Annotated in this window: 24 protein-coding genes; 18 read left to right on the top strand and 6 right to left on the bottom strand. The window is 39.6% G+C overall.

Annotated elements, in window-relative coordinates; all coding sequences use genetic code 11:
• The first annotated feature begins 672 nt into the window (after nt 1-672).
• The 3 genes from AC3WR0_RS12095 to AC3WR0_RS12085 all read left to right on the top strand — a co-directional run bounded on the left by AC3WR0_RS12095 (nt 673) and on the right by AC3WR0_RS12085 (nt 3,436).
• On the top strand, nt 673-1,413 hold the full coding sequence (locus AC3WR0_RS12095) for an ABC transporter ATP-binding protein (RefSeq protein ID WP_492552555.1): 741 nt from the start codon (nt 673-675) through the stop codon (nt 1,411-1,413).
• On the top strand, nt 1,406-2,632 hold the full coding sequence (locus tag AC3WR0_RS12090; RefSeq protein WP_492552554.1) for an ABC transporter permease: 1,227 nt from the start codon (nt 1,406-1,408) through the stop codon (nt 2,630-2,632). Before AC3WR0_RS12095 ends, AC3WR0_RS12090 begins: the two co-directional genes overlap by 8 nt.
• Before the next feature lie 78 nt (nt 2,633-2,710).
• Nucleotides 2,711-3,436: an EcsC family protein gene (locus AC3WR0_RS12085; RefSeq protein ID WP_492552553.1), complete on the top strand. Its 726-nt coding sequence runs from the start codon at nt 2,711-2,713 to the stop codon at nt 3,434-3,436.
• Nucleotides 3,437-3,466: 30 nt separating this feature from the next.
• Here the strand turns inward: AC3WR0_RS12085 and AC3WR0_RS12080 are convergent, their stop codons facing one another.
• Nucleotides 3,467-4,663: a M20 family metallopeptidase gene (locus tag AC3WR0_RS12080; RefSeq protein WP_492552552.1), complete on the bottom strand. Its 1,197-nt coding sequence runs from the start codon at nt 4,661-4,663 to the stop codon at nt 3,467-3,469.
• A gap of 177 nt (nt 4,664-4,840) precedes the next feature.
• Here AC3WR0_RS12080 and AC3WR0_RS12075 point away from each other — a divergent pair, with 177 nt between their 5' ends.
• Nucleotides 4,841-5,482 carry a phosphatase PAP2 family protein gene (locus tag AC3WR0_RS12075; protein WP_492552551.1) on the top strand — a complete coding sequence of 214 codons (642 nt, stop codon included), beginning with the start codon at nt 4,841-4,843 and terminating at the stop codon, nt 5,480-5,482.
• Between the two features lie 185 nt (nt 5,483-5,667).
• Here the strand turns inward: AC3WR0_RS12075 and AC3WR0_RS12070 are convergent, their stop codons facing one another.
• Both AC3WR0_RS12070 and AC3WR0_RS12065 read right to left on the bottom strand, forming a co-directional pair.
• The gene (locus AC3WR0_RS12070; protein ID WP_492552550.1) at nt 5,668-7,062 is read right to left on the bottom strand and encodes a hypothetical protein; all 1,395 of its coding nucleotides are present in this window, start codon (nt 7,060-7,062) and stop codon (nt 5,668-5,670) included.
• A 345-nt stretch (nt 7,063-7,407) separates the two neighbouring features.
• Nucleotides 7,408-7,914 (bottom strand): antibiotic biosynthesis monooxygenase family protein, encoded by a 507-nt coding sequence (locus AC3WR0_RS12065; RefSeq protein WP_492552549.1) that lies wholly within the window; start codon nt 7,912-7,914, stop codon nt 7,408-7,410.
• A 264-nt stretch (nt 7,915-8,178) separates the two neighbouring features.
• Here AC3WR0_RS12065 and hemE point away from each other — a divergent pair, with 264 nt between their 5' ends.
• The 6 genes from hemE (at nt 8,179) to AC3WR0_RS12035 (ending at nt 15,707) form a co-directional block, all read left to right on the top strand.
• Nucleotides 8,179-9,216 (top strand): uroporphyrinogen decarboxylase, encoded by a 1,038-nt coding sequence (hemE, locus tag AC3WR0_RS12060; RefSeq protein ID WP_492552548.1) that lies wholly within the window; start codon nt 8,179-8,181, stop codon nt 9,214-9,216.
• Nucleotides 9,217-9,335: 119 nt separating this feature from the next.
• Nucleotides 9,336-10,271, top strand: coding sequence for a ferrochelatase (gene hemH, locus AC3WR0_RS12055; protein WP_492552628.1), 936 nt, complete (start codon nt 9,336-9,338; stop codon nt 10,269-10,271).
• Nucleotides 10,272-10,293: 22 nt separating this feature from the next.
• Nucleotides 10,294-11,709: a protoporphyrinogen oxidase gene (hemY, locus tag AC3WR0_RS12050; RefSeq protein WP_492552547.1), complete on the top strand. Its 1,416-nt coding sequence runs from the start codon at nt 10,294-10,296 to the stop codon at nt 11,707-11,709.
• A 198-nt stretch (nt 11,710-11,907) separates the two neighbouring features.
• Complete coding sequence (locus AC3WR0_RS12045; RefSeq protein ID WP_492552546.1) at nt 11,908-12,642, top strand: MBL fold metallo-hydrolase; 735 nt, start codon at nt 11,908-11,910, stop codon at nt 12,640-12,642.
• A gap of 15 nt (nt 12,643-12,657) precedes the next feature.
• Nucleotides 12,658-13,647, top strand: coding sequence for a lipoate--protein ligase (gene lplA, locus AC3WR0_RS12040; protein WP_492552545.1), 990 nt, complete (start codon nt 12,658-12,660; stop codon nt 13,645-13,647).
• Between the two features lie 500 nt (nt 13,648-14,147).
• Nucleotides 14,148-15,707 (top strand): fatty acid--CoA ligase family protein, encoded by a 1,560-nt coding sequence (locus AC3WR0_RS12035; RefSeq protein WP_492552544.1) that lies wholly within the window; start codon nt 14,148-14,150, stop codon nt 15,705-15,707.
• Nucleotides 15,708-15,709: 2 nt separating this feature from the next.
• Here AC3WR0_RS12035 and AC3WR0_RS12030 read toward each other — a convergent pair whose 3' ends face one another.
• Nucleotides 15,710-15,886 carry a hypothetical protein gene (locus AC3WR0_RS12030; RefSeq protein ID WP_492552543.1) on the bottom strand — a complete coding sequence of 59 codons (177 nt, stop codon included), beginning with the start codon at nt 15,884-15,886 and terminating at the stop codon, nt 15,710-15,712.
• A 68-nt stretch (nt 15,887-15,954) separates the two neighbouring features.
• Here AC3WR0_RS12030 and AC3WR0_RS12025 point away from each other — a divergent pair, with 68 nt between their 5' ends.
• The 5 genes from AC3WR0_RS12025 to AC3WR0_RS12005 all read left to right on the top strand — a co-directional run bounded on the left by AC3WR0_RS12025 (nt 15,955) and on the right by AC3WR0_RS12005 (nt 20,106).
• Nucleotides 15,955-16,731, top strand: a complete 777-nt coding sequence (locus AC3WR0_RS12025; protein WP_492552542.1) for an enoyl-CoA hydratase-related protein — start codon at nt 15,955-15,957, stop codon at nt 16,729-16,731.
• 145 nt (nt 16,732-16,876) lie between these two features.
• Nucleotides 16,877-17,605, top strand: coding sequence for an AzlC family ABC transporter permease (locus tag AC3WR0_RS12020; protein ID WP_492552627.1), 729 nt, complete (start codon nt 16,877-16,879; stop codon nt 17,603-17,605).
• The gene (locus AC3WR0_RS12015) at nt 17,595-17,900 is read left to right on the top strand and encodes an AzlD domain-containing protein (RefSeq protein ID WP_492552541.1); all 306 of its coding nucleotides are present in this window, start codon (nt 17,595-17,597) and stop codon (nt 17,898-17,900) included. The genes AC3WR0_RS12020 and AC3WR0_RS12015 overlap by 11 nt, the downstream gene beginning before the upstream one ends.
• Before the next feature lie 133 nt (nt 17,901-18,033).
• Nucleotides 18,034-19,314, top strand: a complete 1,281-nt coding sequence (locus AC3WR0_RS12010; protein ID WP_492552540.1) for a M48 family metallopeptidase — start codon at nt 18,034-18,036, stop codon at nt 19,312-19,314.
• Nucleotides 19,315-19,437: 123 nt separating this feature from the next.
• Entirely contained in the window at nt 19,438-20,106 is a 669-nt protein-coding gene (locus tag AC3WR0_RS12005) for an SOS response-associated peptidase (protein ID WP_492552539.1), read from the top strand.
• 75 nt (nt 20,107-20,181) lie between these two features.
• Here the strand turns inward: AC3WR0_RS12005 and AC3WR0_RS12000 are convergent, their stop codons facing one another.
• The gene (locus tag AC3WR0_RS12000; protein WP_492552538.1) at nt 20,182-20,415 is read right to left on the bottom strand and encodes an IDEAL domain-containing protein; all 234 of its coding nucleotides are present in this window, start codon (nt 20,413-20,415) and stop codon (nt 20,182-20,184) included.
• Nucleotides 20,416-20,637: 222 nt separating this feature from the next.
• On the opposite strand from AC3WR0_RS12000, the gene AC3WR0_RS11995 reads away from it, so the two are divergent.
• The gene (locus AC3WR0_RS11995; protein ID WP_492552537.1) at nt 20,638-21,210 is read left to right on the top strand and encodes a competence protein ComK; all 573 of its coding nucleotides are present in this window, start codon (nt 20,638-20,640) and stop codon (nt 21,208-21,210) included.
• 2 nt (nt 21,211-21,212) lie between these two features.
• On the opposite strand, the gene AC3WR0_RS11990 is transcribed toward AC3WR0_RS11995, so the two are convergent.
• Nucleotides 21,213-21,599 (bottom strand): YhjD family protein, encoded by a 387-nt coding sequence (locus AC3WR0_RS11990; protein WP_492552536.1) that lies wholly within the window; start codon nt 21,597-21,599, stop codon nt 21,213-21,215.
• 197 nt (nt 21,600-21,796) lie between these two features.
• On the opposite strand from AC3WR0_RS11990, the gene AC3WR0_RS11985 reads away from it, so the two are divergent.
• Together AC3WR0_RS11985 and AC3WR0_RS11980 are read left to right on the top strand one after the other, a co-directional pair.
• Entirely contained in the window at nt 21,797-23,776 is a 1,980-nt protein-coding gene (locus AC3WR0_RS11985; RefSeq protein WP_492552535.1) for a S9 family peptidase, read from the top strand.
• A 377-nt stretch (nt 23,777-24,153) separates the two neighbouring features.
• On the top strand, nt 24,154-24,600 hold the full coding sequence (locus tag AC3WR0_RS11980; protein WP_492552534.1) for an Lrp/AsnC family transcriptional regulator: 447 nt from the start codon (nt 24,154-24,156) through the stop codon (nt 24,598-24,600).
• The last annotated feature ends 1 nt before the right edge of the window (nt 24,601 follow it).

The following is a 24,601-nucleotide window of genomic DNA, read 5'->3' as shown; positions in this document are numbered from 1 at the left end:
CTCCTTCTATAATGTTAGCTAGTCAGAATAAATATTTATGTATCCTGAACGCATTATTGGGATATCGGTCTAGTCACCGATTTTCTTTACCGTATTTTACCACACTTGTGCCCCATAAAAAAACAAAAACAAAAGCAGGATCCGCTAAGGAATCCTGCCCTGTGAAGGGGGAAATGCTTCTTATTGGGACGTTCTTTCAGGATTTCTCTTTGATAAACACCTCATTTTTTAAAATGATGGTATGTGTTCATTTAAAGAGTTTACTTCGTTCAAGCTGACCATCCCCTTGTATCTTTATAGGTTTTCTCAACATATAAAGCGGTTGATAGGTCTTTTGCAAACACCTCATTTTTCAGTTTTAATAACTGCCTTAGACGGTGCGGTGCTTTCTGAACGTTAAATGGTTTATAGTTACAACGTGCATAACAACCATCCCCTTATTAAACGTATGGAAGCGGTTAAATTGAATAATTATATGTCTGCGACAGACACCTCATTTTCAATTTGATGTTTTCCCCTTCACTAATTATGATGTCCCTCTTTTTAAAAAAAATGCACTTAAATTTTCAAATTAGCGGATTTCTATTTTTATCAAGGATATTTTGTTAAAATGAAACATTATAGGCAACACAATTTAGTACCCAGGATACTAAAGAGGAAGGACGTTTTGCAATGTCGTTATTGGAAATTCAAAACCTGACAGGCGGCTATACAAGGAATCCTGTCCTAAAAGATGTTTCGTTCGATGTAAAGGAAAAAGAAATTATTGGCTTAATTGGATTGAACGGTGCCGGGAAAAGTACAACAATAAAACATATCATAGGCCTAATGGAGCCTCATAGCGGTCAAATTAAATTGAATGGCCACACCATTATGGAGGATAAAGAAGCTTATCGAAAAAAATTTACCTTTATTCCTGAAACACCAATACTATATGAAGAATTAACGCTGGAAGAACACTTAAAGCTTACAGCCATGGCATATGGGCTTAATCCATCGGACTATGAAGAGCGGACAGCCAGACTGTTAAAGGAATTTCGAATGGAAAAACGCTTAAAATGGTTTCCAGCGCATTTTTCAAAGGGAATGAAGCAAAAAGTAATGATTATGTGCGCTTTTTTGGTGCAGCCATCCCTATACATAGTAGATGAGCCATTTGTAGGTCTTGATCCTCTTGGAATTCAATCACTATTGGATTTAATGAAGAAAATGAAAGAAAATGGCGCGGGAATTTTGATGTCCACTCATATACTTGCAACTGCGGAGAGATACTGTGACCGGTTTGTTATCTTACATGAAGGAAAGATCAGGGCAAAGGGGACACTGGAAGAATTAAGGGAGGAATTTTCAATGCCTGGTGCGACCCTTGATGATTTGTATATCCAGCTGACAAAGGAAGAAAATTATGTTTGATGAAAATAAGCTATGGAAGGACCGTTCCGGACAGCGGATGAAGGACATTGGAAAATATCTTCGCTATATTTTCAATGGGCACCTTATGATCGTGCTGTTATTTCTTATTGGTTCGGCCGCCTTTTATTATCAAAAGTGGGTCAAAACTTTGCCGGAAGACTTTCCTGCTGCGTCTATTATGGCACTGGTGCTGGGATTTTTACTGACCTACAGTCCTGTTTATAATTTTTTATTGGAAGCGGATAAAGTTTTCCTCCTGCCCCTGGAAAATAAACTGAATAAATTCTTTTTCCGTGCGGGTATAGTCAGCCTTATTTTTCAGGGCTATATTCTCCTGATGATTCAGGCTGTACTCATGCCGATTTTTGCACAGGTAAGCGGAAAGGGATTTGGACTTTTTATTCCATTCTTTGCTGTTTTATTGGTCGTAAAAGCGTGGAACCTGGCTGTTGGCTGGAAGGTTCAATACGAAGTAGATCAATCTGTTCATGTTCGGGACTTCGTTGTTCGTTTTTTTGTAAATGCGGTTTTCGTATATCTCCTCTTCAATCAGGCAAGTTTCCTTTTACTTGGGATTATGGGCTTAATCATGGTTTTATATTACCTTTATTTTAAAAGGAAATCGGAACAAAAAGGATTAAAATGGGATGCCCTTATTACCCAGGAAGAAAAAAGAATGGCTTCCTTTTACAGGCTGGCCAATATGTTTACGGATGTGCCTAAATTAAAGGATTCTGTAAAGAGGCGGATATGGCTGGATATTTTCCTTCGTTCCATCTCTTTCTCATCTGAAAAAACATTTCATTATTTATTTTCCAGAACGTTTCTTCGGACGGGGGATTATTTGGGATTATTCCTTCGGCTTACAGTAATTGGTGGTCTGGCGGTTTACTTTTTATCCTTCGGATGGGGCCAGGTGCTCCTATCTGTTTTGTTTCTTTATTTAACAGGATTTCAGCTGTTGCCACTATGGAATCATCACCAAAATAAGCTTTGGGTTGATTTATACCCGGTTATGGAGAAATATAAGGAAGCTGCTTTTTTCTTTATACTTTCCGTGGTCCTTTGTATACAGGCCTTTCTCTTTGCTTTATTAATTCTGGTAAAGGGAGAATTTTTTGAGGCGCTTGTTTCACTGGCGGTTGGGCTTCTTTTTACGTATTATTTTGTTTATATTTACAGCAACAAGAGAATAAAGAAACCAGGGTCCTCTTTCTAATGAAAGAGGATTTTTTGAAACAATATACGGTATTTTACGTACTAACTTGTATAAACAATTTGTAAAGGTTGGGAATCTATGAATGAATATGAATTAAAGCTTTGCGATGAATTACAGGAATGGAAGCAGGAGGTTACAAAACGATCAGGGATCATGAACCGTTTATCGAAAAAGGCTCAGACAAAAATAAATGGAATTATTCCTGAAAAGGTTCACTCTGTTGTAACTGAGGGGATAAAAGGAATGGTGAAAGCTACATTGGTCGGTTCTCAATATACTAATTTCAGAAAACAGCCTCCTGCCAAAACTTTAGAGGAGCGGGATGAGCTTGCTCGAAAAAAAATAGCTGCATATCAAAAGGCAGCCGTCATTGAGGGGGCGGGAACAGGAGCAGGAGGAATTCTTCTGGGGCTTGCTGACTTTCCATTGCTTTTAGCTATTAAAATGAAAGCACTATTTGAATTGGCAGCTGTATATGGATATGATACAAGCGAATATTCAGAACGGCTGTTTATCCTTCATGTTTTTAAGCTTGCGTTTTCAAGTGATGAAGCCAGGAGGGAAGCTTACGAAATCATTGATCATTGGGACCAGAAGAAGGAAGGAATAACCGAAATTGACTGGAGAGAGTTTCAGCAGGAGTATCGGGATTATCTGGACCTTGCCAAATTACTGCAGCTTGTTCCGGGAATTGGCGCCTTTGTGGGAGCCTATGCAAACAACAATCTTTTAAAGCACCTTGGAGATACAGCGATGAATGCCTACAGGCTTAGAATATTAAAAGAAAGCCCCCATGCCGATTAAATAGCTGGGGGCTGGTCTCTTATTTTTAATTTAAACTTGTACAGGTTCTTGCGCTTTTAAACTATATTGAATAGCCGCGGTTCCTAGTGTTTTTGCCGCAATAAGCATTGCCCGCTCATCTATATCAAATCTTGGATGATGGTGAGGAAAGATGGCTTCTGCATTTGCCGGACTGGCTCCAGTAAAAAAGAAATTTCCCGGAACCTTTTGAAGATAATAGGCAAAATCCTCGCCTCCCATATGAGGCTCAGTTTCTTCAATAATATTTACTTCCGGAACATTTTTCGCACAGGAAATGAGGAATTCTGTTTCCGCAGAAGGATTTACCACTGCCGGATATCCTCTTACAAATTCATACTCATAAGTACTCTCTGTGGAATAGCACGTGCCATAAGTAACCCTTTCTATTTCTTTCTCTATGAAAGTCCGGGTATCTTCATTAAAAGTTCTGACAGTACCAATCAGCTTTGCTTTATCCGCGATAACATTAAAAGCATTTTCAGCGGTAAAGGAACCAACAGTAACAACTGCAGAATCCACCGGATTTACCCTCCTGCTCACAATCTGCTGGAGATTGATAACAAGCTGAGAGGCTGTAACAATTGTATCTTTTGTATTATGAGGCTGGGCTCCATGACCGCCCTTTCCCTGAATATTTATTTCAAACCTGTCCGCCGCCGCCATAATAGGTCCTGTGCGGTATTGAATTTTGCCCAATGGCTCCAAAGCCCAAAGATGGGTTCCAAAGATTGCGTCTACACCCTCAAGACAGCCAGCATCTATCATAGATGCCGCGCCTCCGGGAGCATACTCCTCCGCATGCTGATGAATAAAAACGAATGTGCCAGCCAATTCGTTTTTGTGTTCATTAATCGCTTTGGCAAGGACCAGAAGAGTGGCCGTATGCCCATCATGTCCGCATGCATGCATGACACCTGGTACGAGGGAGCGGTAAGGTACATCTTTTTCGTCCTGGATCGGCAGTGCATCAAAGTCTGCACGCAATGCTACTGTTTTACCCGGTTTTCCTCCATAGACCTTTGCCACGACTCCGTTTCCGCCTACATTTCCTCTGACTTCAATTCCAAGCTCCTCATAAAAGGACTTTATGTATTTTGCGGTATTTACTTCTTTAAAAGACAGTTCTGGATTCTGATGTAAATAGCGGCGGATAGAAACCATTTCATCGTATCGGCTTTCTAATGAGTCAAAGATTTCCTTTAGCAAAGTAACTCCTCCATTGTTTGTATTTTCTAACTATTTTAACATTCTTCTATTAAATAAAGTGGATTTTATTTAAAAATTTTCATATACTTTTTAATGTTTGCAGGTATACTCTCAGAAACAGTCATAAGGGATTTATACAAATAGGGAGAAGCTGTAAACGGGTTAAGGGGGAGAAGAATGGAGAGAAAAAACGGTTTCAAGTTGTCTTTTATTATGTTTTGTTTATCTATCGTTGTATCAGTATTAACCATAATGGAGGTCCAAAAGGATAAACCTTTATGGCTGGATGAAAAAATTACTGCGTTATTTTCAAATGTTCCAGAAGCATTTCATCCTTTTTTTATCCAGCTAACAGCAATGGGGGATAAAAAGGGAATAGGGCTGGTTGCGTTACTCGTGCTTGCCTATTTATTAATCCGAAAAAAAGATTTTACAGGGGTGGGTGCTTTTGCGCTGGCAATTGCTCTGGGGAATGAACTGAGCAAATGGATAAAGGATACAGTGGCCCGTCCCAGACCAGAACTGGAACATCTTGTTCCTGTTAGCAGCTACAGCTTTCCAAGCGGTCATGCAATGCTTGGAATGATTTTATACTTTTTTACTGTTTATTTCATTACCATGGATCTTAAAAGTAAAAAAGCCAAAAAAATTACGGCTGCAGTTTTTATTATATTTATTCTGTTATTAGGTGCAAGCAGAATCATACTGCAAGTCCATTTCCCTACTGATGTAATTGGAGGCTATGCACTAGGATATGCTTGGGTTTATTTATGGATTCTCTTATACAACTACTCTAAAAAAATAGCTTTTAAAAAATAGTCTTTTGAAAATGGGGACTCCGCTCCTTTACGCGGACGAACTGGCAAGCCACCTCGTACCTCGCTTGAGGGTATTGCCAGCCCGTTTTCCGCTGGAGTGTCGCAGATTCCCTTACCATTAACAATATTAAAATAAGAAGCCGACCCAATTTCCTCTATTTAAAAGAGAATTTGGGCCAGCTTTTTTTAGATAAGGAACATTGCTACAATAGTCGTAACGACTAGCCCGATTGTAACAGGAAGCAGATTTCTTCGCGCCAGTTCAAATGGATCCACATTACAAATTGCAGCAGCCGGAATAAGGGCCCATGGGACAAGTGTTCCTCCGCCAACCCATATGGCTGCAATCTGTCCAAGTGCTGTAAGAGTGGCTGCGCCCTTTCCAATCGAAATAGCAAATAAGTGGGCAATAGACCCGGCAAGGGAAATACCGGAGAAGCCTGATCCATCCAAACCAGTAATAGCACCGACTGTGGTTAGCGTTATAGCCCCAACCTCCTTGCTCAAAGGAACAATTGAAGCAAGTGCCACCCCTAAATCATTCACAATTCCCTGAGAACCCTTAGGCAAAAACTCACCAATAATTTTAGTGAAGCCAGCATCACCTAGGTAGAAGAAGGCTGCAATGGGAATGACCGGTCCAAAGACTCTAAAACCAAATTGAAATCCCTCAATCAAGTATTCTGTGGTTTGTTCAAGACCTTTATTTTTATAGGCTGCAAGTGTGATAGTCAGGAGGATAAAGATCGATGTTCCGCCGATAAGAGCAGTAGCATCTCCGCCCTGTAAATGCAGGAAATACATAGCAGCTACGTCAATTAGAAATAAAACAGGTACAAATATTGCAAAGAAGCGCTTTTTTCCCTGTGTTAATAACTCCGGCTGGACTTGCAAATCTTCCTGTTTTACTTCAGAAAGTACCTCGGCCTGAAGCTTTCCCTTTTTCATATCCCTTTTTAAGAAATAAAAGGCCGTTACTGTTGTGACAAGTCCCATAATAAATACTAAGGGAATACTAGCCTGAACAACATCGCTCACCTGGAGGCTTGCGGCATCAGCAGTAAGTTTCGGTGCAGCCTGGATAATGTAGTCGCCGGATAGGGCTATCCCATGACCAAATAAGTTCATTGCCATTGCTACGCCAAGTGCAGGTAAACCAGCTTTTAAGGCTACTGGCAGAAGCACAGCTCCTAATAAAGCTACAGCTGGGGATGGCCAGAAGAACCAGGAAATGACCATCATGAGAATTCCAATTATCCAGTAAGCGAGTGAAGAATTTTTTATAAGCTTTGAAAAAGGAGAAATCATTACATCATTGATCCCGGTTACTGTCAGAGTTCTGCTCATTCCTACAATAATAGAGATAACGAGAATAGTGGACAACAATTCCGTAATAGCATAAATGAAGCTATTAAAGATACTGCTCACTGAGCCGCTTAAAGAACCTGTGGCGGTGAACGCAATTAAAAATATTCCTGCGATACAGACCAGGGTAGTATCCCTTCTCATTACCATAAATCCAATAATGAGTGCGATAAAAAGTACATATATCCAGTGGAGAGCGGTAAGCTCTACAACCATAAAAAGGCCTCCTTCCTATCATCTCCGGATGGGCGTGGGTGATAGCCCGGGGGATGTAATACAGGATATGAGGGACCTATCAAGTGGTGAGCAATCATGATAAATTTTGTGAAATTCACTAAGAACAAAAAGCGGAAGCGCCTGGGTAGATGATGCAATGCTAAAATCGCCACGTCCTCGAAAAAGCTAAAGCTTTTCCTTCGTGCGATGATTAAGCTGACGACGCTTTCCTTGTGGAGCTGGATTACAATAACCAAGTTCGAAGTCATCCACAAAGTAAAAATCTATAATTTTATAAACGATAAAAAAGGAACAGGGAAGACCTGTTCCTTTTTTAATCTTGTATTATCCCTCGATAATGGTGTATTTAGTAACGTAGGAGCTGGCCGAAAAAATATTCGGTACAGTATCGATCCCTTTTTCGGTTCCTCTTTTTTCATGCGCTTTTTCGTAAGATTTCGAGGACTGCCAGTTAAGAAAGTCGTCAGCGGCATCCCATACAGTCAGGATAATGTAGGTATCGTTTGATAGTGGCCGCAGAACCCGGATCGCCTGGAATCCTGGTACATTTTCAACCATTCTTGCCCTGTTGTTAAAGCGATATTCAAATAACGGCCTGCCCTCCTCCGTTACAGGGATATTATTCATAACTACGTAAGCAATGCTTCCAAGCTCACCTGCAGAATCTACCACCTCATAGCTTCTTGGTGTACTAAAAACAGTATCGCCATTTGTCTCATGAAGAAGAAGGGCTCCTTCAGCATTTTGCATGATGGACATTTTCTCATTCGCATGTTTTTTTCGAATGCTATTAAGAAAGTCAAACGTTCCTGTGGTCATGTAGATATTCAATACTATCCACCCCTGTTTTTTATAAGATTTAAGGCATTCCTTTATTAAAAGTACCCTATTATGTTTGTATATCCAATTTTTACAGTCAGAAAAACAAAAAAACGACTATTTTTTGACACTTATCCTTGCCGCCTATACATAAAGCAGCTAAATCCTATATAGTGGAGACAGTTATGAAAAGGAAAACACGGACAATTAGTTTCTATTTTTAAGTTGGATATATTAAAATGAAAAAAGATATGCTCCAGAAAGGTGGCTCCCTTAATGACAAGGAAGATTAACGAAACATTTTTAAAAGCCGCAAGAGGTGGAAAAACAGATTATACACCAGTATGGTATATGAGGCAGGCGGGAAGATCTCAGCCTGAGTATAGAGCCATTAAAGAGAAATATTCTTTATTTGAAATAACCCATCAGCCTGAGCTTTGTGCATATGTGACGCGCTTGCCCGTGGAACAATATAACGTAGACGCAGCAATTCTTTATAAAGATATTATGACTCCACTGCCGGCTATAGGTGTGGATGTGGAAATAAAATCAGGAATTGGCCCGGTTATCGCAAATCCTGTAGGGTCACTTGCAGATGTTGAAAAGCTTGGAGAAATTAATCCGGAAGAGGATGTTCCGTATGTCCTTAATACAATTAAACTCTTAACAGAGGAACAATTATCTGTACCACTGATTGGATTTTCGGGCGCTCCCTTTACATTAGCGAGTTATATGATAGAGGGCGGGCCTTCAAGAAATTACAACAAAACAAAAGCGTTTATGTATGCGGAGCCTAAAGCCTGGTTTGCATTAATGGATAAGCTAGGGGATATGATTATTACATATGTTAAATCCCAGATAAAAGCAGGAGCAAAGGCTATTCAAATTTTTGACTCATGGGTCGGTGCCTTGAATACGGTAGATTACCGCTATTATATTAAACCAGTAATGCAGCGGATTTTTTCTTCTTTAAAAGAAGAAAACGTACCATTAATTATGTTTGGTGTAGGAGCTAGCCACCTGGCTATGGAATGGAACGATCTGCCGATTGATGTAGTAGGGCTGGATTGGCGATTATCTATCACAGAAGCAAGAGAATTAGGAATTACTAAAACTGTTCAGGGAAATCTTGATCCTGCCATTTTGCTTGCACCATGGGAAGTAATTGAACAAAAAGCGAAGGATGTGCTTGACCAGGGACTGGCAAAGCCAGGACATATATTTAACCTTGGGCATGGAGTGTTTCCACAGGTAAATCCTGAAATGCTGAAACGATTAGCAGCCTTTATTCACGATTATTCAGCATCAAAATAAAGAGAAAAAGCTGTTTATTTATGAATTTGAATGAAGCTAAAAAGTCATCGGCAGGGGAATTCTCTGCCGATGCAAGTGTTCCCGGGGATGGCGGGAAAATTTACAAACGAGGTGCAGGAATGACGAAAAAGAAAATGGGCTTACTGGTAATGGCGTATGGTACGCCTTACAAAATAGAAGATCTCGAAAGATATTACACACATATCAGACGCGGAAGAAAGCCGTCTCCCGAGATGATCGACGAGCTTCGGGGCAGGTATGAAGCAATTGGCGGAATATCCCCGCTTGCAAAGATCACACAGGAACAGGCTGAAAAACTAGAGAAGCATTTAAACAGTGTTCAAGACGAGATAGAATTTAAAATGTATCTAGGTTTAAAGCATATTAACCCTTTCATTGAGGACGCAGTTCAGCAAATGCACGAGGATGGAATTGAAGAAGCGGTTAGTCTTGTCCTTGCTCCTCATTTTTCTACCTTTAGCGTAAAGTCCTACAATGGAAGAGCTGCTGAGGAAGCTGAAAAATTGGGAGGACCGCGTATCACTTCCATTGAAAGCTGGTATGAAGAGCCTAAATTTATCGCTTACTGGGCAGAAAAGTTGAAGAACGTGTATGCTCAGATGCCTCAGGAAGAAAGAGAGCATTCTATGCTAATTGTTTCAGCTCACAGCCTTCCTGAAAAGATTCTCCAATTTGGAGACCCATACCCTGAGCAGCTGCGTGAAACAGCAGAATTAATAGCAAAAGAAGCGGGTGTAGAAAGATATACTATTGGGTGGCAGAGTGCTGGAAACACACCGGAGCCTTGGCTTGGTCCTGATGTTCAGGATCTCACACGAGAACTGTATCAGGAAAATCAATATAAGGCTTTTGTCTACGCGCCGGTCGGATTTGTATGTGACCATTTGGAAGTTCTTTACGATAATGATTATGAATGTAAAGCTGTAACGCAAGAGGTAGGAGCAAGCTATTACCGCCCTGAAATGCCGAATGCGAAGGATGAATTTATAGAAGCTCTATCGAATGTAGTTTTGAATAAGCTCAATAATAGGTAAAAAGCAAAAGGCGGTGTTTTTTATGACGGAAGAAAAACAGAAGATTGCCATTATAGGTGGAGGAATAGCGGGACTAACAGCTGCGTTTTATCTCCAAAAAACAATACTCGAAAATAATCTTCCGGTCGAGATTAAAATCATAGAAGCTTCACACCGTCTTGGTGGAAAAATGCAAACCGTTATAAGGGACGGCTTTATCATTGAACGTGGACCGGATTCATTTCTCGCAAGGAAATCTAGTATAGCTAAACTTGCAAAGGAAGTTGGAATGGAAGATGAGCTTGTTCAAAATTCCACTGGAACATCATATGTCCTGGTCAATGAAAGGCTTTATCCTATGCCGGGTGGTTCTATCATGGGCATTCCTACTGAATTAGCACCTTTTGTAACTACTGGTTTATTTTCACTTCCAGGAAAGATTAGGGCTGCTGCGGACTTTATACTGCCAAGGTCTCCTAAGGAACAGGATAAATCTCTCGGTGAATTTTTCAGAAGAAGAATGGGCGATGAAGTGGTAGAAAATTTAATCGAACCCCTTCTTTCCGGTATTTATGCAGGAGATATCGACCAATTAAGCCTGATGTCAACCTTCCCGCAATTTTATCAGGTAGAGCAAAAGTATAGAAGCCTTATTATAGGCATGAAAAAGACCACTCCTGCACCGGCAAGAAAATCTGATACAACTGGCAGGAAGCAGGGTGCATTTTTAACCTTTAAAACCGGATTGCAGTCATTTGCCGATGCAATTGCGGACAAATTGGATCCGGAGTCTATTTTAACGGGACATAAAGTGAGCAAAATAGACAAAACAGATACGAAGTATGAAATTTACTTAAATAATGGGGAGACTCTTTATGCAGATAGTATTATTGCTGCAATTCCCCATAAAGTAACACAGTCTATGTTTTCGCAATATGAGTTTTTTGACAATTTTAAGCTTATGCCATCAACATCAGTCGCTACTGTAGCCCTTGCCTTTCCTAAGGAAGCCATACAAAATGATATTGACGGGACTGGTTTTGTGGTTTCTCGGAACAGTGACTATACGATTACAGCCTGTACCTGGACACACAAAAAATGGGAGCATTCCACCCCTGAGGGGAAAGTGCTTCTCCGTTGTTATGTTGGCAGAGCGGGTGAGGAAACAATCGTTGATCTTTCTGATGATCAAATTGTTAAAATTGTATTGGATGACTTGAATAAAACAATGGATATTACAATGGAACCAGAGTTCTTCGTGGTTTCCCGATGGAAAAGTGCTATGCCTCAATACACAGTTGGACACAAGCAGCGAATTGGGGAAATTAAGGAACATATGTTAACAGAACTGCCTGGAGTATTTCTTGCGGGAGCCTCATACGAAGGAATTGGCCTGCCTGATTGTATCGACCAGGGTGAAGCAGCTGCAGTAAAAGTGCTTGAGTATTTAAACCCTTAAAAAAGGGAGCTGTTAAAAGGTAACGGCTTCTTTGTTTTTATTACGATATTTAAGTGAATACTTTAATGGAATGTTGGCAACTTTTAACTAAAACATAAGCGCCAATCCTAGCTTAACTAGCTGTCAGACAGGCGGCTGGTTTTTTTATCTGAGATATGTTTTGATTGGATTATGTAGAGTGTTTAAGGAGGAATAGAGTTGAAATTAACTGTTATTGGACCATGGGGCGGCTACCCGAAGAAGAATGAAGCAAGTTCCGGCTATCTTCTTGAACATAAAGATTTTAGATTGTTAATCGATTGTGGAAGCGGAGTACTTTCGAAACTGCAAAATCTTATTCAGCCTGAACAGCTTGACGCAGTTCTTATTTCTCACTATCATCCCGATCATATTGCCGATATCGGAGTTCTTCAGCATGCTCGCTTAATCCAGGGATTTCTTGGCGTGGAAATGTCAAGTCTGCCTGTTTATGGCCATGAATTGGACAAGCCAGAGTTTGAAAAATTAACATATAAAAATATTACAACAGGTACTCCATACGATCCTGATTCCAAAATACAGATTGGTCCTTTTGAGGTGTCTTTCCTTCGTACCGTTCATCCTGTTCCCTGCTTTGCTATGCGAATCGAAGCGGAGGGGAAAGTGATGGTCTATACAGCCGACACCTCATTTAAAGAAGAATTTATACCTTTTAGCCAGGATGCAGATTTACTGGTTTGCGAATGTAATTTTTATGCACACCAGAACGGAAGCGGGGCAGGACATATGACAAGTACCCAGGCAGGGAAGCTGGCGGAAAGTGCCTGCGTTAAACAACTGATTCTGACCCATTTGCCTCATTATGGAAGACTTTCAGATTTAATCTTAGAAGCTGGTGAAGAATATGAAGGAGATATTCATCTGGCTGAGCAATTCTTGACTGTGGAAATATAAAAGGAGGAGACAACCATGTTATTTATAGATAACAAAGGGATAACCGATCCAAGGATCAACCTGGCCATCGAGGAATATGCCCTTAAAAGCTTGGATATTAATGAAACATATTTGCTTTTTTATATAAATAAACCTTCAATCATTATTGGGAAAAACCAAAATACGATTGAGGAAATTAACACTGATTATGTAGAAAGCCAAGGAATCCATGTCGTTAGGCGATTATCCGGAGGCGGAGCTGTTTACCATGACTTGGGTAATTTGAATTTTAGCTTTATTACAAAGGATGACGGCGATAGTTTTCATAATTTTAGGAAGTTTACAGAGCCAGTGATAGCTGCCCTTCAAAAGCTTGGGGTAAATGCGGAGCTAAGCGGGCGGAATGATATCCTTGCGGAAGGGCGGAAAATTTCCGGAAACGCCCAATTCTCTACAAGAGGAAGAATGTTTAGCCACGGAACACTGTTGTTTAATTCTGAAATGGATCATGTGGTTTCTGCCTTAAAAGTCAGAAAGGATAAAATTGAATCGAAGGGCATTAAATCTATTCGAAGCCGGGTTGCGAATATTTCAGAATTCCTTACCGAAGAAATTGATATTGAAACCTTCCGTTCACTCCTTCTAAAAAATATATTTAATGGTTCGGATGAAATCCTTGAATATGTTCTTACAGAAGAAGACTGGGAAAAAATCAATGAGTTATCCAAAGAAAGATATCAAAACTGGGATTGGAATTATGGACGGTCACCTAAATTTAATCTTCAGCGCTCCCACCGTTTTCCAGTTGGACAGGTTGATGTAAGACTTGAAGTAAATAAAGGAATTATTGAGAACTGTAAAATTTATGGCGACTTTTTTGGAGTCGGTGATGTTTCCGATATTGAAAAACTTCTGAAGGATACCAGGTATGAAAAATCAGATATTGAGGGAGCGCTAGCGGACATTGATATTAAGCATTATTTTGGAAATATAACAAAAGAAGAATTTGTTGATCTGGTTTATTAATATGGAAGGAGAGCGTGGCTTTAATGCCACGCTTTCTTTTTTGAGGCTGCGTTAAAGCATATTGTTTATTTTTATCTATGTTGAGCGAAAATCCACAATCAAGCTTAATATAGTTTTTAGTTGAGCATTGACATTAAAAACTTGGGCATTTATTAGCTGAAGTTAGGCATTCCGGCGATGAACCCATGGGCATTTGTAGGGAATTCAGAGGGGCGTCATTAAGTAATCCTTTTTAGTAGTTGTTGGCAGCCGATGAAATAACATACTAGAAAAATTAACAATTTTACTTAGTAGTAACTTAGAAAATGATGTAGTTTTAAAGTAAAAGTAAAGATGGATTTGCTTTGATACCATATAGAGTATCTAACAATACTTATTTTTTCCTATTCTTAAATAATAGAAAACTTGAATACATAAATTTCTTGCAATATAATATATTTAGAAAATTGTTTATATTTTTATGAATGACTATTCATTCATGTTGAGAGGGGCAGGGAGAAATGAACTTATCGTCACAGCTTCACGAAACAGCAAAACTTTTTTCGGCTAAAACAGCGTATCACTTCATGGGACAGTCAACTACATATGCCGAACTTGATGGTGCGGTAACAAAATTTGCTTCAGGATTAGAAAAACTAGGTGTAAAACAGGGAGACCACATTGGATTATTGCTTGGGAATTCCCCGCATTTTGTGATTGGGTTGTATGGTGCATTAAGACTAGGAGCAACCGTAATTCCCATCAATCCAATTTATACGCCTGATGAAATTGGTTATATCTTAAACAACGGTGATGTAAAAGTGGTAGTAGCACTGGATTTACTTTTGCCTCTAGCTGAAAAAATGCATCAGTTTCTTCCAAAAGTGGAGAATTTCATTATGTGCGAAACCCAGCCTGGCAGTGATAGCAGCCAGTTCGAAAAAGTTCTTTCACCAAGCACAAAAATGAAATCGTTTACAAGTGTTTTGCAATCTGGAGACTTAAACTTCAAAGGACCAGAACTGCTTGAAGACGATACGGCGCTTATCCTTTATACTTCCGGAACTACCGGAAAGCCAAAAGGTGCTATGCTTAGCCACAAAAACCTTTACAGCAATGCAAAAGATACAGGAGATTATTTACACATTAATGACCAGGACCGGGTCATTACCACTCTTCCTATGTTTCATGTTTTCTGTCTGACTGTTGCCTTGAATGCCCCTCTTATGAACGGGGCAACATTGCTGATTGTCCCTAAATTCAGCCCAAAAGAAATTTTCCGACTTGGAAAAGAATATGAACCAACCGTTTTTGCCGGTGTTCCAACTATGTACAATTTCTTATATCAGTACCCAGAAGGTGATACGGACGATCTTAAATCATTACGGTTATGTATTTCAGGAGGAGCAGCAATGCCTGTAGCACTCCTGAATAATTTCGAAAAGAAATTCAATGTAGTAGTTTCTGAAGGTTATGGTCTGTCGGAATCATCACCAGTAACTTGTTTTAATCCACTTGATCGTCCACGTAAGGCAGGATCAATTGGAATGTCAATCCTCAATGTTGAAAATAGGGTTGTAGATGAACTTGGTGAGGAAGTTCCTGTTGGTGTTGTAGGCGAACTAATTGTCCGCGGCCCAAATGTAATGAAGGGATACTATAAGATGCCGGAAGAAACTGCTGCCACTCTTCGCAATGGATGGCTCTACACTGGAGATCTAGCTAAAATGGATGAGGATGGTTACTTTTATATAGTAGATCGTAAAAAGGATATGGTTATCGTTGGCGGTTACAATGTATATCCAAGAGAAGTAGAAGAAATCCTTTATGACCACCCTGATGTTGTTGAGGCGGCGGTTCTTGGAGTGCCAGATCCGAATTTTGGCGAAGCAGTAAAATGCTATGTGGTTAGCAAAAACCCTAATTTGACTGAGAAGGATCTCCTTGATTATTGCTCCCAACACCTTGCGAAGTACAAGGTTCCATCATCAATCGAATTTTTAGAAGAGCTTCCAAAGAACACAACAGGAAAAATTTTAAGACGTGCTTTGAAGGAACAGGTAAAGCAAATATCGAAATAATTTTAAAAGGGGCAGGCGCTTAGCCTGTCTTTTTTCAAAAGCTCTGTTAAAGCTGTTTTTCTTCGTACAAGAGACCCAGCAGTCGTGTTCTGCACTGAAGATGCTCCATGACGGTTTGTGGAAAGCGAATTCCTCGTGACAGGTAAACGGTGGCCTGTCCCAGCGATGATTCTTTTCAAGGTAGCTTCTCTTGTGGAGCAGAAATCAATATGCTAATTTAACAGAATCTTTTTAAGGAGATGGGGATATGGATTCAATTTTGCTGGAAATCAAGAATTATATTGCGTTTGTTACCATTAACCGGGAGGAAGCATTAAACGCCTTCAACTATGAAACATTGGCATCACTGCAAAGAGTGGTGGAGGATATAAGGGTTAATCCGGATATCCGGGCGGTCATATTTACAGGAGCAGGTGAGAAGGCATTCAGCGTTGGAGCTGATTTGAAAGAACGGCGAACGCTTTCTGACGAACAGGTAAAAAGAAACTTAAATAAAATAAATGATGTATTAAATGCTATCGATCAGCTGCCACAGCCGACCATCGCGGCAATGAACGGTTTTGCCTTTGGCGGTGGCATGGAGCTTGCATTAGCCTGTGATTTCCGAATTGCAGCTAAAGGAACAAAAATGGGGCTTACTGAAACAAGTCTCGCTATTATTCCTGGAGCAGGCGGAACACAGAGGCTTCCAAGGCTGATAGGGCAGGCAAAGGCTCTTGAATTAATCCTGACTGCCCGAAGGCTCACTTCAGAGGAAGCGCTGGCATATGGATTGGTAACTAGAGTAACGGATAATGAGGAAGTGCTTGCAGATAGCCAGGCTTTTGCAGAAACAATCCTTCAAAACGGTCCAATAGCCCTTCAGCAAGCAAAATTTTCCGTTAAAAATGGAATGAATACAGACCTGCAAACTGGTCTTCAGATTGAGCGGAAAGCTTATGAAATTACTATTCCAACAGAGGACAGGATTGAGGCACTTCAGGCATTTGCCGAAAAGAGAAAACCCCAATTTAAAGGAAAGTAGCATGGCATTCCAGCCATGCTTTTCGCTTGTTAAGCTTTATTTCGGCCTTTCCGCCGAAGTTTTTTAAAAATAACAATTTAATATAAACAGAGAATTTGTTAAAATATATTCTTAATTACACAGACGAGAGGAGAAGGTGAGAAGATTGGCTGATCTGGCGATGGGGAAACAGGCATCAGAATTTAGAAAAGGGCTTCAGGCTGGCATCAGTATCGGAGTGGGATATTTTCCTATAGCTTTGACATTTGGCCTGCTGGCTAAAGGGTCAGGTTTAAGTCTATCCGAGACACTGCTAATGAGCCTTCTGGTATTTGCGGGTGCAGCCCAATACATATCTTTAAGTTTATTATCATTTGGAACTGGGATTTTCGAAATCATTTTAACTACTTTTATCGTTAATATTCGTCATTTTTTAATGTCGGCATCCTTAAATGAAAAGGTAGAGGAAGATCGTCTCCTTTATAAAATTTTCTATTCATTTGGCATAACAGATGAAACATTCTCTGTAGCCGCCACCAAGGAAGGGACAGTCACAACAGGATTTATGTTTGGTGTTATTTTAGTCTCCTATTCTAGCTGGGTAGTAAATTCAGGACTGGGACACCTCATTGGAGCAAGCCTTCCTCAAACCCTTCAGGACAGCATGGGTGTTGCCCTTTATGCCATGTTTATAGGGCTATTAGTTCCTTCTATGAGGAAAAATATAAAGGTAGTCATGCTTGCGATATTAGCGGCAGCTTTCAATTCGATTTTTACTTTTGAAAAATTAATGGCACCTGGCTGGGCGATCGTATCCGCAACTATGCTGTCTGCAATTATTGTAGAGAGCGTCGTAATGCTTGCTAAGAAAAGGGGGCACTTCAATGAAGAATGAGATTTTATGGATGATTCTTGGAATGTCCATCGTTACGTATATTCCAAGGATGCTGCCATTTGTTTTGTTTAAAGGGAAGGAATTACCCTCCTTTGTACAGGGCATTCTGAAAAATGTTCCCTTTGCTACTCTGGGTGCGCTCATTTTTCCCGGTATTTTATTAATACAAAAGGATATCTGGTATGGGCTGATTGGCGCGGCCGCTGCTTTTATTGCTGCTTTCCTTGGGGCAAATGTGATTGTTACTGTCCTGGGATCGATTGCCGTTCTCGCTCTCTATTCGTTTATTCTTTAAGGGATTACTCTATAATAGATATATTTTAAAAAAGCCGATTAAATCTAATTGGCTTTTATTTTGCGGATTGGTTCTAAAACAGGCCGTTTAAACTAAACTAGGTAGAGAGGCTGTACAAAAAGGGGGACAATTCATGGCAAGGAAAATGGGGGTATACGCGGTACTGGCCTATGTAATATATGGGTTGTTTTTTTATTGGTATCTTTTCTATTTTGCAGATACCAGCCTCCCGTTTGAATATCAGGGAACCAAGGCTGATCCAGCGACATTTTTAAATGGCAGGGAATTAATGCTGAGCGAGGAATACTCCAAAACAAGGAATTTGCTATTTTTCTTATCTACTCCTCTTGAATGGCTCTTTTACTTTTTGGTCCTGTTACTTGGGCTTTCAAAGGCCTTTAAGCGTTGGGCTGACAAATCAGCTAAATATAAAGCTGCCCATATGCCAATATATCTGATTTGGCTTTCATTCTTTGCTTTTTTAGCAACCTTCCCGCTAAGCTACATCGGTTACTCACTTTCAAAAACCTATAATATATCCACTCAAACCTTTGCTTCCTGGATGAAGGATGAACTAATAGACTTTTGGATTAATTACGCTGCACTGCTGATTATTGTGCCAGTATTGTACTGGCTGATTAAAAAAAGCAGCAAACGCTGGTGGCTTTATGCGTGGCTGCTTTCTATTCCATTCACGCTGTTTATGATGTTTTTGCAGCCGGTAGTGATTGATCCCCTATATAATGATTTTTATCCGCTTAAAAATAAAGCTTTAGAAACAAAAATCCTGACTATGGCTGATAAGGCTCACATTCCCGCAGAGCATGTTTTTGAGGTAAACATGGCTGAAAAAACCAATTCCCTCAATGCGTATGTTACCGGAATTGGTTCCAATTCAAGAATCGTTTTATGGGATACCACTTTAAATAGGCTGAGTGAAGATCAGATTTTGTTTATAATGGCACATGAAATGGCCCACTATGTGAAAAAACATATTTATTACGGGATTGCAGGCTATCTGCTATTATCTCTGTTTGGACTTTATCTGGCCTACAGGCTTTTAAACTGGTCAATAAGTAAATGGGGAATAGAGTTAAAAGTGGGGGATGCTGCCGATATCCGTTCGCTTCCGCTCATTTTAATGATATTATCCATATTAATGTTTATTTCTAGTCCCATATCCAACTTAGTAGCCCGCTATGAAGAAAGCAGTGCTGACAGATATGCTATTAATATGACAAAAGATCCGGAAGCAGCAATAAGCTCCTTTCAGGAGCTTACTCGGTCAGGACTTAGCGAGGTAAAGCCGCCGTTCCTGGTAAAAATTTTCCGTTATACCCATCCTTCTATGCTCGAGCGTATTTCAATGGTAGAGGATTACGAAGTTAAACATAGGGATGAATTGAATAAGTAAGCCTGAGACCGGGGAGCTTTCTCCGGTTATTTTTTTAGGAAAGATACTTAAAATTAATTTTAAAAGTGACATACGCTAAAATAAGGGTAAAAGGAATATAAACGAAGCAGGAGGGGGAGTTTTATGTGCGGCCGTTTTTCACTTATATCCACGAGAGAAACTTTGGAGGAAGAATTTCAATTTGATTATTCGGGTGAATTACCATCTAGATATAATATAGCGCCTGGACAGGAAATTCTAGCTATTATTTCTCAAAATCAGCATAGAGCAGGAAGGCTTTTTCACTGGGGGTTGATTCCTTTTTGGGCTTCAGATGAAAAGATCGGCTACAAAATGATTAATGCCCGTGCAGAAACACTTAATGAAAAATCAAGTTTTAAGAACCCGTTGAAAAAGAGAAGATGCATTATACCTGCAGATGGTTATTTTGAATGGAAAAGGGAAGGGAAATTAAAACAGCCATACCGATTCGTTCAAAAGGATGGAAAGCCATTAGCTTTTGCGGGATTATGGGAGGTCTGGGAAGGGGAAGGGAAAAGAGTAGAGTCCTGTACAATAATAACTACCAGTGCAAATGAAATGGCAGCAGAAGTCCATGATCGAATGCCAGTTATTTTAACACCCGAAAAACAGAATATCTGGCTAGACCAGAAATTGGAGGATTCCCTGCTATTACAAACCCTTCTTAACCCTTATGAATCAGAAAAAATGGAAATGTATGAGGTATCAACACTTGTTAATTCTGTTAAGAATGAGTCCAATGAAATAATCAGGCCGTTCAATAGTAAATAACATAAGGGCTTCCAAAACGGAGGCCCTTTAGTATTTAATACATTAGTATAGTTTATTAGCCAAGTTCCTGTTTTTTTAAGTTCCAAATCTCTTGTTAATATCGACAAGCTGTCTTGATAACTTCATAAATTGATTCTTGTCGTTTGTATCGATTGCCTGATCAATTTTTTTCATAAGCCTCTCTTTTTCGGTTGTCAGTTGAATTTCGGCCAGCAGCATTTCTATATACAGGTCCTGAACAAAAGCTTCTTTTGCCTGCTGCCGGTTCATGGCACCTTTTTTCATCAAATCTGTATACTTATCATTCATCGAAATCACCCCTGTGGCTTTTTACTATTATATGGAGTTTTATAGATAAAATCAATAAATGTTTTAAATTTTCAGATAATATTTTTTTAGATTATGAATAATTTCGTAACTATTTCAAAAAAACAAAATTTCGACAAAAATACATGGTATGATAGGGTAAATATTACAATTACCGGCAAATTCAGGCAATTGTATAGGGGGCTTTTCCATAAATATAGAGGAGTGGAAATATTGGAGTCTAAATTGATTGAGATGTATGAGGTAAATCCATTTACTATGTTCATTCAGCCAGAGGAGTATGGCAGAAAAGTTTATTCGAAAATTGTAGAATTGGAAGATGAATTTATATCACCTTACAAACCAACAGATTTAATTAAACGGAGCTGTGAATTCTTCGGAAGTACTTTGGAAGGCAGGCAAAAAGGAAGCAGCCTGTTAATGGGAATTACACATAAAGTGCCAATTGCAATCGATCCATCAAATTTTATTTACTTTTTTCCAACAACATCTCCAGTCAGAGCAGAATGTATATGGATCTCTCATGAGCATGTCATTAGTCATCGCCGCTATTCTCCAGGCCAGACTCTTGTTACTTTTCAAAACAAAGAATCTTACTTGTTTCCCATTTCATATAGTTCATTTGAAAATCAGCTGCTCAGGACAGCTCTTTTAAAGACAAAGCTGATGCAGAGGATGGAGCATATGGAAAGAAAAACCTTTTATTTGCATCATCGCCCTAAGTTCATGGAGGCTTCTGAGGCAGAGCGAAAATACGGCTCAAATACTATTTTATAACTTTATTGCAGCTTTTTAGCCTGCTTTCGGGACTGATGCCTTTTGAAAAAATAATACTCCATTATTTCCTGTACTTTGTTTCGGATCCTCGGATTGAAATAATTGTGATATTCCTCAAATCCGTTATAGACGAACATAAACATCGTAAAGGTGTCGTCCCTTTTTGTCTCCAATACTTTTAGTTTTTTTGCGCCCATATATTTTTTTGCTTTGGCTAAATCAGCATGAACATCCCTCATTGTTTCTTCAATTAACTCGAGATAAGGCTTCTTGAGCTTAAAAGGACTTTTGTCGACTACAGCTAAATCCCTGTTTAATATGGTTAAGACCATAGGTAAATATATGGCTTTCTCCATGACGTTTCGTTCTTCCTCAGGTATTCTTGTCATCGTTCTATACTCCTTCCAACTCCAAAAAGAACATTTGTTCGTAAGTTAATGATACAAAATAGTCCGCCGAAAGGCAATATTCATTTCTAGCTTATGTAAATTGGCAGATTACTATGAAAAATCTAGAAGGAATATTATTTCTGTTGTCGAAATAATAAGTTGGTTGAAAATTAATTAAAAAGCTGGGGGTTGCAGAATTGAAAAAAGGAATTAGCGCTGAAGACTTGTATGAATTAAACTCGGTTTCTGATCCGCGTTTTTCTCCGGATAATAACAAATGCGTTTTTGTCCAGACAGGGATAAATAAGGAAACGGATGATTATTTTTCTCATCTTTTTATTATGGATATGGAAAAAGAGGGAGAGGCTATCCAGTTGACCTATGGCAAGAGCAAGAATAACTCTCCACGCTGGTCGTCAGATGGACAAAGTGTTGCTTTTGTTTCAAATAGAGAGGGCGGAAAGAATCAGATTTTTGTTCTTTCGATAAACGGTGGAGAGGCACGCCAGGTAACCGAACTGGAGACAGGTGCTTCTAATCCTGTCTGGTCCCCGGATGGAAAAAGAATTGCTTTTTTATCAACAGTAAGCAGCCAGAAGGAATCTGGTGAGAAAGAGTCAGATAAAAAACTATTGCCGCTTGAAGTAGGGAAAATGAAATACAAATCCGATGCTTCGGGTTTCTGGAAAGGAACCTTCCGCCATGTATCTGTTGTTGAAGTGGCTACGGGTGAGGTTTCTCAGTTAACAGAGGGAGAGAACGACTTTGCTCTATACAGCTGGTCTCCTGATGGGAAAAATATAGCTGTTGGCGCAGATTTGGAGTCAAACAAGGACCAGTCCTTTATCCATGACATTTATTTACTTGACCCAGAAACTAAAGACCTCTCTAGGATTACTAATGGAACAGGTTCTTTTGGGAATGTAGCATGGTCGCCAAATGGTAAGTTTCTTGCTGCGATTGGCCAGGATATGGAATATTATAATGCTACTCTTTCAAGATTGTGGATTTACGACGTGGCAGCAAAGAAGTTTTCTTGTTTTACAGAGGGTCTGGATTTGCCGGTCGGGGATTTCATGGTAGGAGACTTTCAGCAGGGTGCTGTTTTGCCTGGAGCCCAATGGACCGAAGATAGTTCAAGCTTTTATTTTGTGGGTACAGACAATGGGAACACAGTTTTATATTATGGAAATGTAGAAGGTGAAATTTATCCTGCCCTTCTGGACCAGCAGCATATTTACGGATTTACTTTGGATAGTAAGAATCAGCGCGCTGTTGTGGCAATCAGCAGGCCATCCAAGCCATCTGATTTATTCCTGCTTAATATCACAGAGGGAACTACCAAGCAGCTAACAGATGTTAACAAAGAGATTTTATTGAAAGTTGAACTGTCTGATGCACAGTCCTTTGAATTCGAGGCTAGTGATGGATGGAAAGTTCAGGGCTGGCTTATGCTGCCAATCGGCTATGAAGAAGGCAAGAAATACCCAATGGTTCTTGAAATTCATGGCGGGCCGCATGCGATGTATGGAAATACCTATATGCATGAGTTCCAGCTGCTTGCATCCAAAGGCTATGCCGTATTGTTTACCAATCCAAGAGGCAGCCACGGTTATGGGCAGAAATTTGTTAATGCAGTAAGAGGAGATTATGGCGGAAAAGATTATCAGGATATTATGGATGCAGTCGATTATGTCCTCGATCAGCATGACTTTATAGATGACCAGCAGCTTTTTGTTACTGGCGGCAGCTATGGCGGCTTTATGACCAACTGGATTGTCGGACATACAAATAGATTTAAGGCTGCAGTTACACAAAGGTCCATATCCAACTGGATAAGCTTTTACGGGGTGAGCGACATTGGCTATTACTTTACGGAATGGCAAATCGAGTCTGACTTAAGCGACATAGAAAAGCTTTGGAAGCATTCTCCTCTTGCGTATGTTAAAAACGTTGAAACGCCATTATTAATTTTGCATAGTGAAAAGGATTACCGCTGCCCGATTGAACAAGGGGAGCAGCTATTTATTGCCTTAAAGAGACTTGAGAAGCCAGCTAAAATGATTCGATTCCCAGAAGAAAACCATGAGCTTTCAAGAAGCGGCAAACCATCATTACGTATTTACCGTCTCAACTATATTGCAGACTGGTTTGGTGAGTATACTCATAAACATTAATAATTTCTATGTAATAAATAAGTGAGTTGCAAAAACACGCAGGGGTTAAAACCTCTGTGTGTTTCTTTGTTATTTTTAAAATTTTTTGACTCTATAGGTCTTGGGACACCTGTTCGCTCCTAGAATAGGGACTTTTATACCGTTTTGGTTTTTGGTTAACAGAAGATCCACTTGAACTTTTTCATATTTTTATAGTTTTCAAAAATTTTCTTAAAAGAATATATTAAAATAGTTGATTTCTGAAAATTCCTTTTATATAATAATTCCTAATTCGGTAATAAATTTGAATTTAAATATTGTAATAGATTATTGAATTTGGATTAATTTCCTATTTAGGGAACTGTAATAGAAAAATGGTTCCGAAAGGAGGAAATACTTTGAAATACGAAATAGATGATATGGATCGTGGAATCATTAAGCATCTTTCCATTGATGGCCGCATGTCCTTTACAGAAATAGCATCTAATTTAAATGTTACAGAAAAAACAATTCGCCTTCGCTACAAAAACTTACTGGATCACGGAATCCTCAGTGTGGTAGGAGTGGTCAATCCGGTAGCTCTCGGCGTAAAGTCGGGTGCAATCATTCAATTAAAGGTAAAACCGCAGACCATTAAAGAGGCAGTGGAAGAGTTAAAGAAGTTTCGTGAAATTCGTTATATCACTATGACTTCCGGCCCTTATTCAATCCTCGTACAGATTGCCGTTCCCGGTCCGGACGAGATCACTGATACACTTCACCGGATCAACGAACTTGAATATATAACAGAAATGAATACTATCGTACAGCTGGCAGTTTATAAAAATGCATATGACTATTTTTAAA

The sequence above is a fragment of the Neobacillus sp. FW104-15D2 genome (genome assembly GCF_058790155.1).
Note: the sequence above shows the minus strand (reverse complement) of the source record. Positions and strands in the feature narration are given on the sequence as shown.

What these genes read in the sequence shown, in the direction of transcription:
- AC3WR0_RS12015 (WP_492552541.1), top strand. Translation starts at nt 17,595, where the DNA reads ATGAAGAATGAGATTTTATGGATGATTCTTGGAATGTCCATCGTTACG.
- lplA (WP_492552545.1), top strand. Translation starts at nt 12,658, where the DNA reads ATGTTATTTATAGATAACAAAGGGATAACCGATCCAAGGATCAACCTG.
- AC3WR0_RS12085 (WP_492552553.1), top strand. Translation starts at nt 2,711, where the DNA reads ATGAATGAATATGAATTAAAGCTTTGCGATGAATTACAGGAATGGAAG.
- AC3WR0_RS12025 (WP_492552542.1), top strand. Translation starts at nt 15,955, where the DNA reads ATGGATTCAATTTTGCTGGAAATCAAGAATTATATTGCGTTTGTTACC.
- AC3WR0_RS12090 (WP_492552554.1), top strand. Translation starts at nt 1,406, where the DNA reads ATGTTTGATGAAAATAAGCTATGGAAGGACCGTTCCGGACAGCGGATG.
- AC3WR0_RS11990 (WP_492552536.1), bottom strand. Translation starts at nt 21,599, where the DNA reads ATGACAAGAATACCTGAGGAAGAACGAAACGTCATGGAGAAAGCCATA.
- hemE (WP_492552548.1), top strand. Translation starts at nt 8,179, where the DNA reads ATGACAAGGAAGATTAACGAAACATTTTTAAAAGCCGCAAGAGGTGGA.
- AC3WR0_RS12035 (WP_492552544.1), top strand. Translation starts at nt 14,148, where the DNA reads ATGAACTTATCGTCACAGCTTCACGAAACAGCAAAACTTTTTTCGGCT.
- AC3WR0_RS12075 (WP_492552551.1), top strand. Translation starts at nt 4,841, where the DNA reads ATGGAGAGAAAAAACGGTTTCAAGTTGTCTTTTATTATGTTTTGTTTA.
- AC3WR0_RS12005 (WP_492552539.1), top strand. Translation starts at nt 19,438, where the DNA reads ATGTGCGGCCGTTTTTCACTTATATCCACGAGAGAAACTTTGGAGGAA.
- AC3WR0_RS12070 (WP_492552550.1), bottom strand. Translation starts at nt 7,062, where the DNA reads ATGGTTGTAGAGCTTACCGCTCTCCACTGGATATATGTACTTTTTATC.
- hemY (WP_492552547.1), top strand. Translation starts at nt 10,294, where the DNA reads ATGACGGAAGAAAAACAGAAGATTGCCATTATAGGTGGAGGAATAGCG.
- AC3WR0_RS12000 (WP_492552538.1), bottom strand. Translation starts at nt 20,415, where the DNA reads ATGAATGATAAGTATACAGATTTGATGAAAAAAGGTGCCATGAACCGG.
- hemH (WP_492552628.1), top strand. Translation starts at nt 9,336, where the DNA reads ATGACGAAAAAGAAAATGGGCTTACTGGTAATGGCGTATGGTACGCCT.
- AC3WR0_RS12010 (WP_492552540.1), top strand. Translation starts at nt 18,034, where the DNA reads ATGGCAAGGAAAATGGGGGTATACGCGGTACTGGCCTATGTAATATAT.
- AC3WR0_RS12095 (WP_492552555.1), top strand. Translation starts at nt 673, where the DNA reads ATGTCGTTATTGGAAATTCAAAACCTGACAGGCGGCTATACAAGGAAT.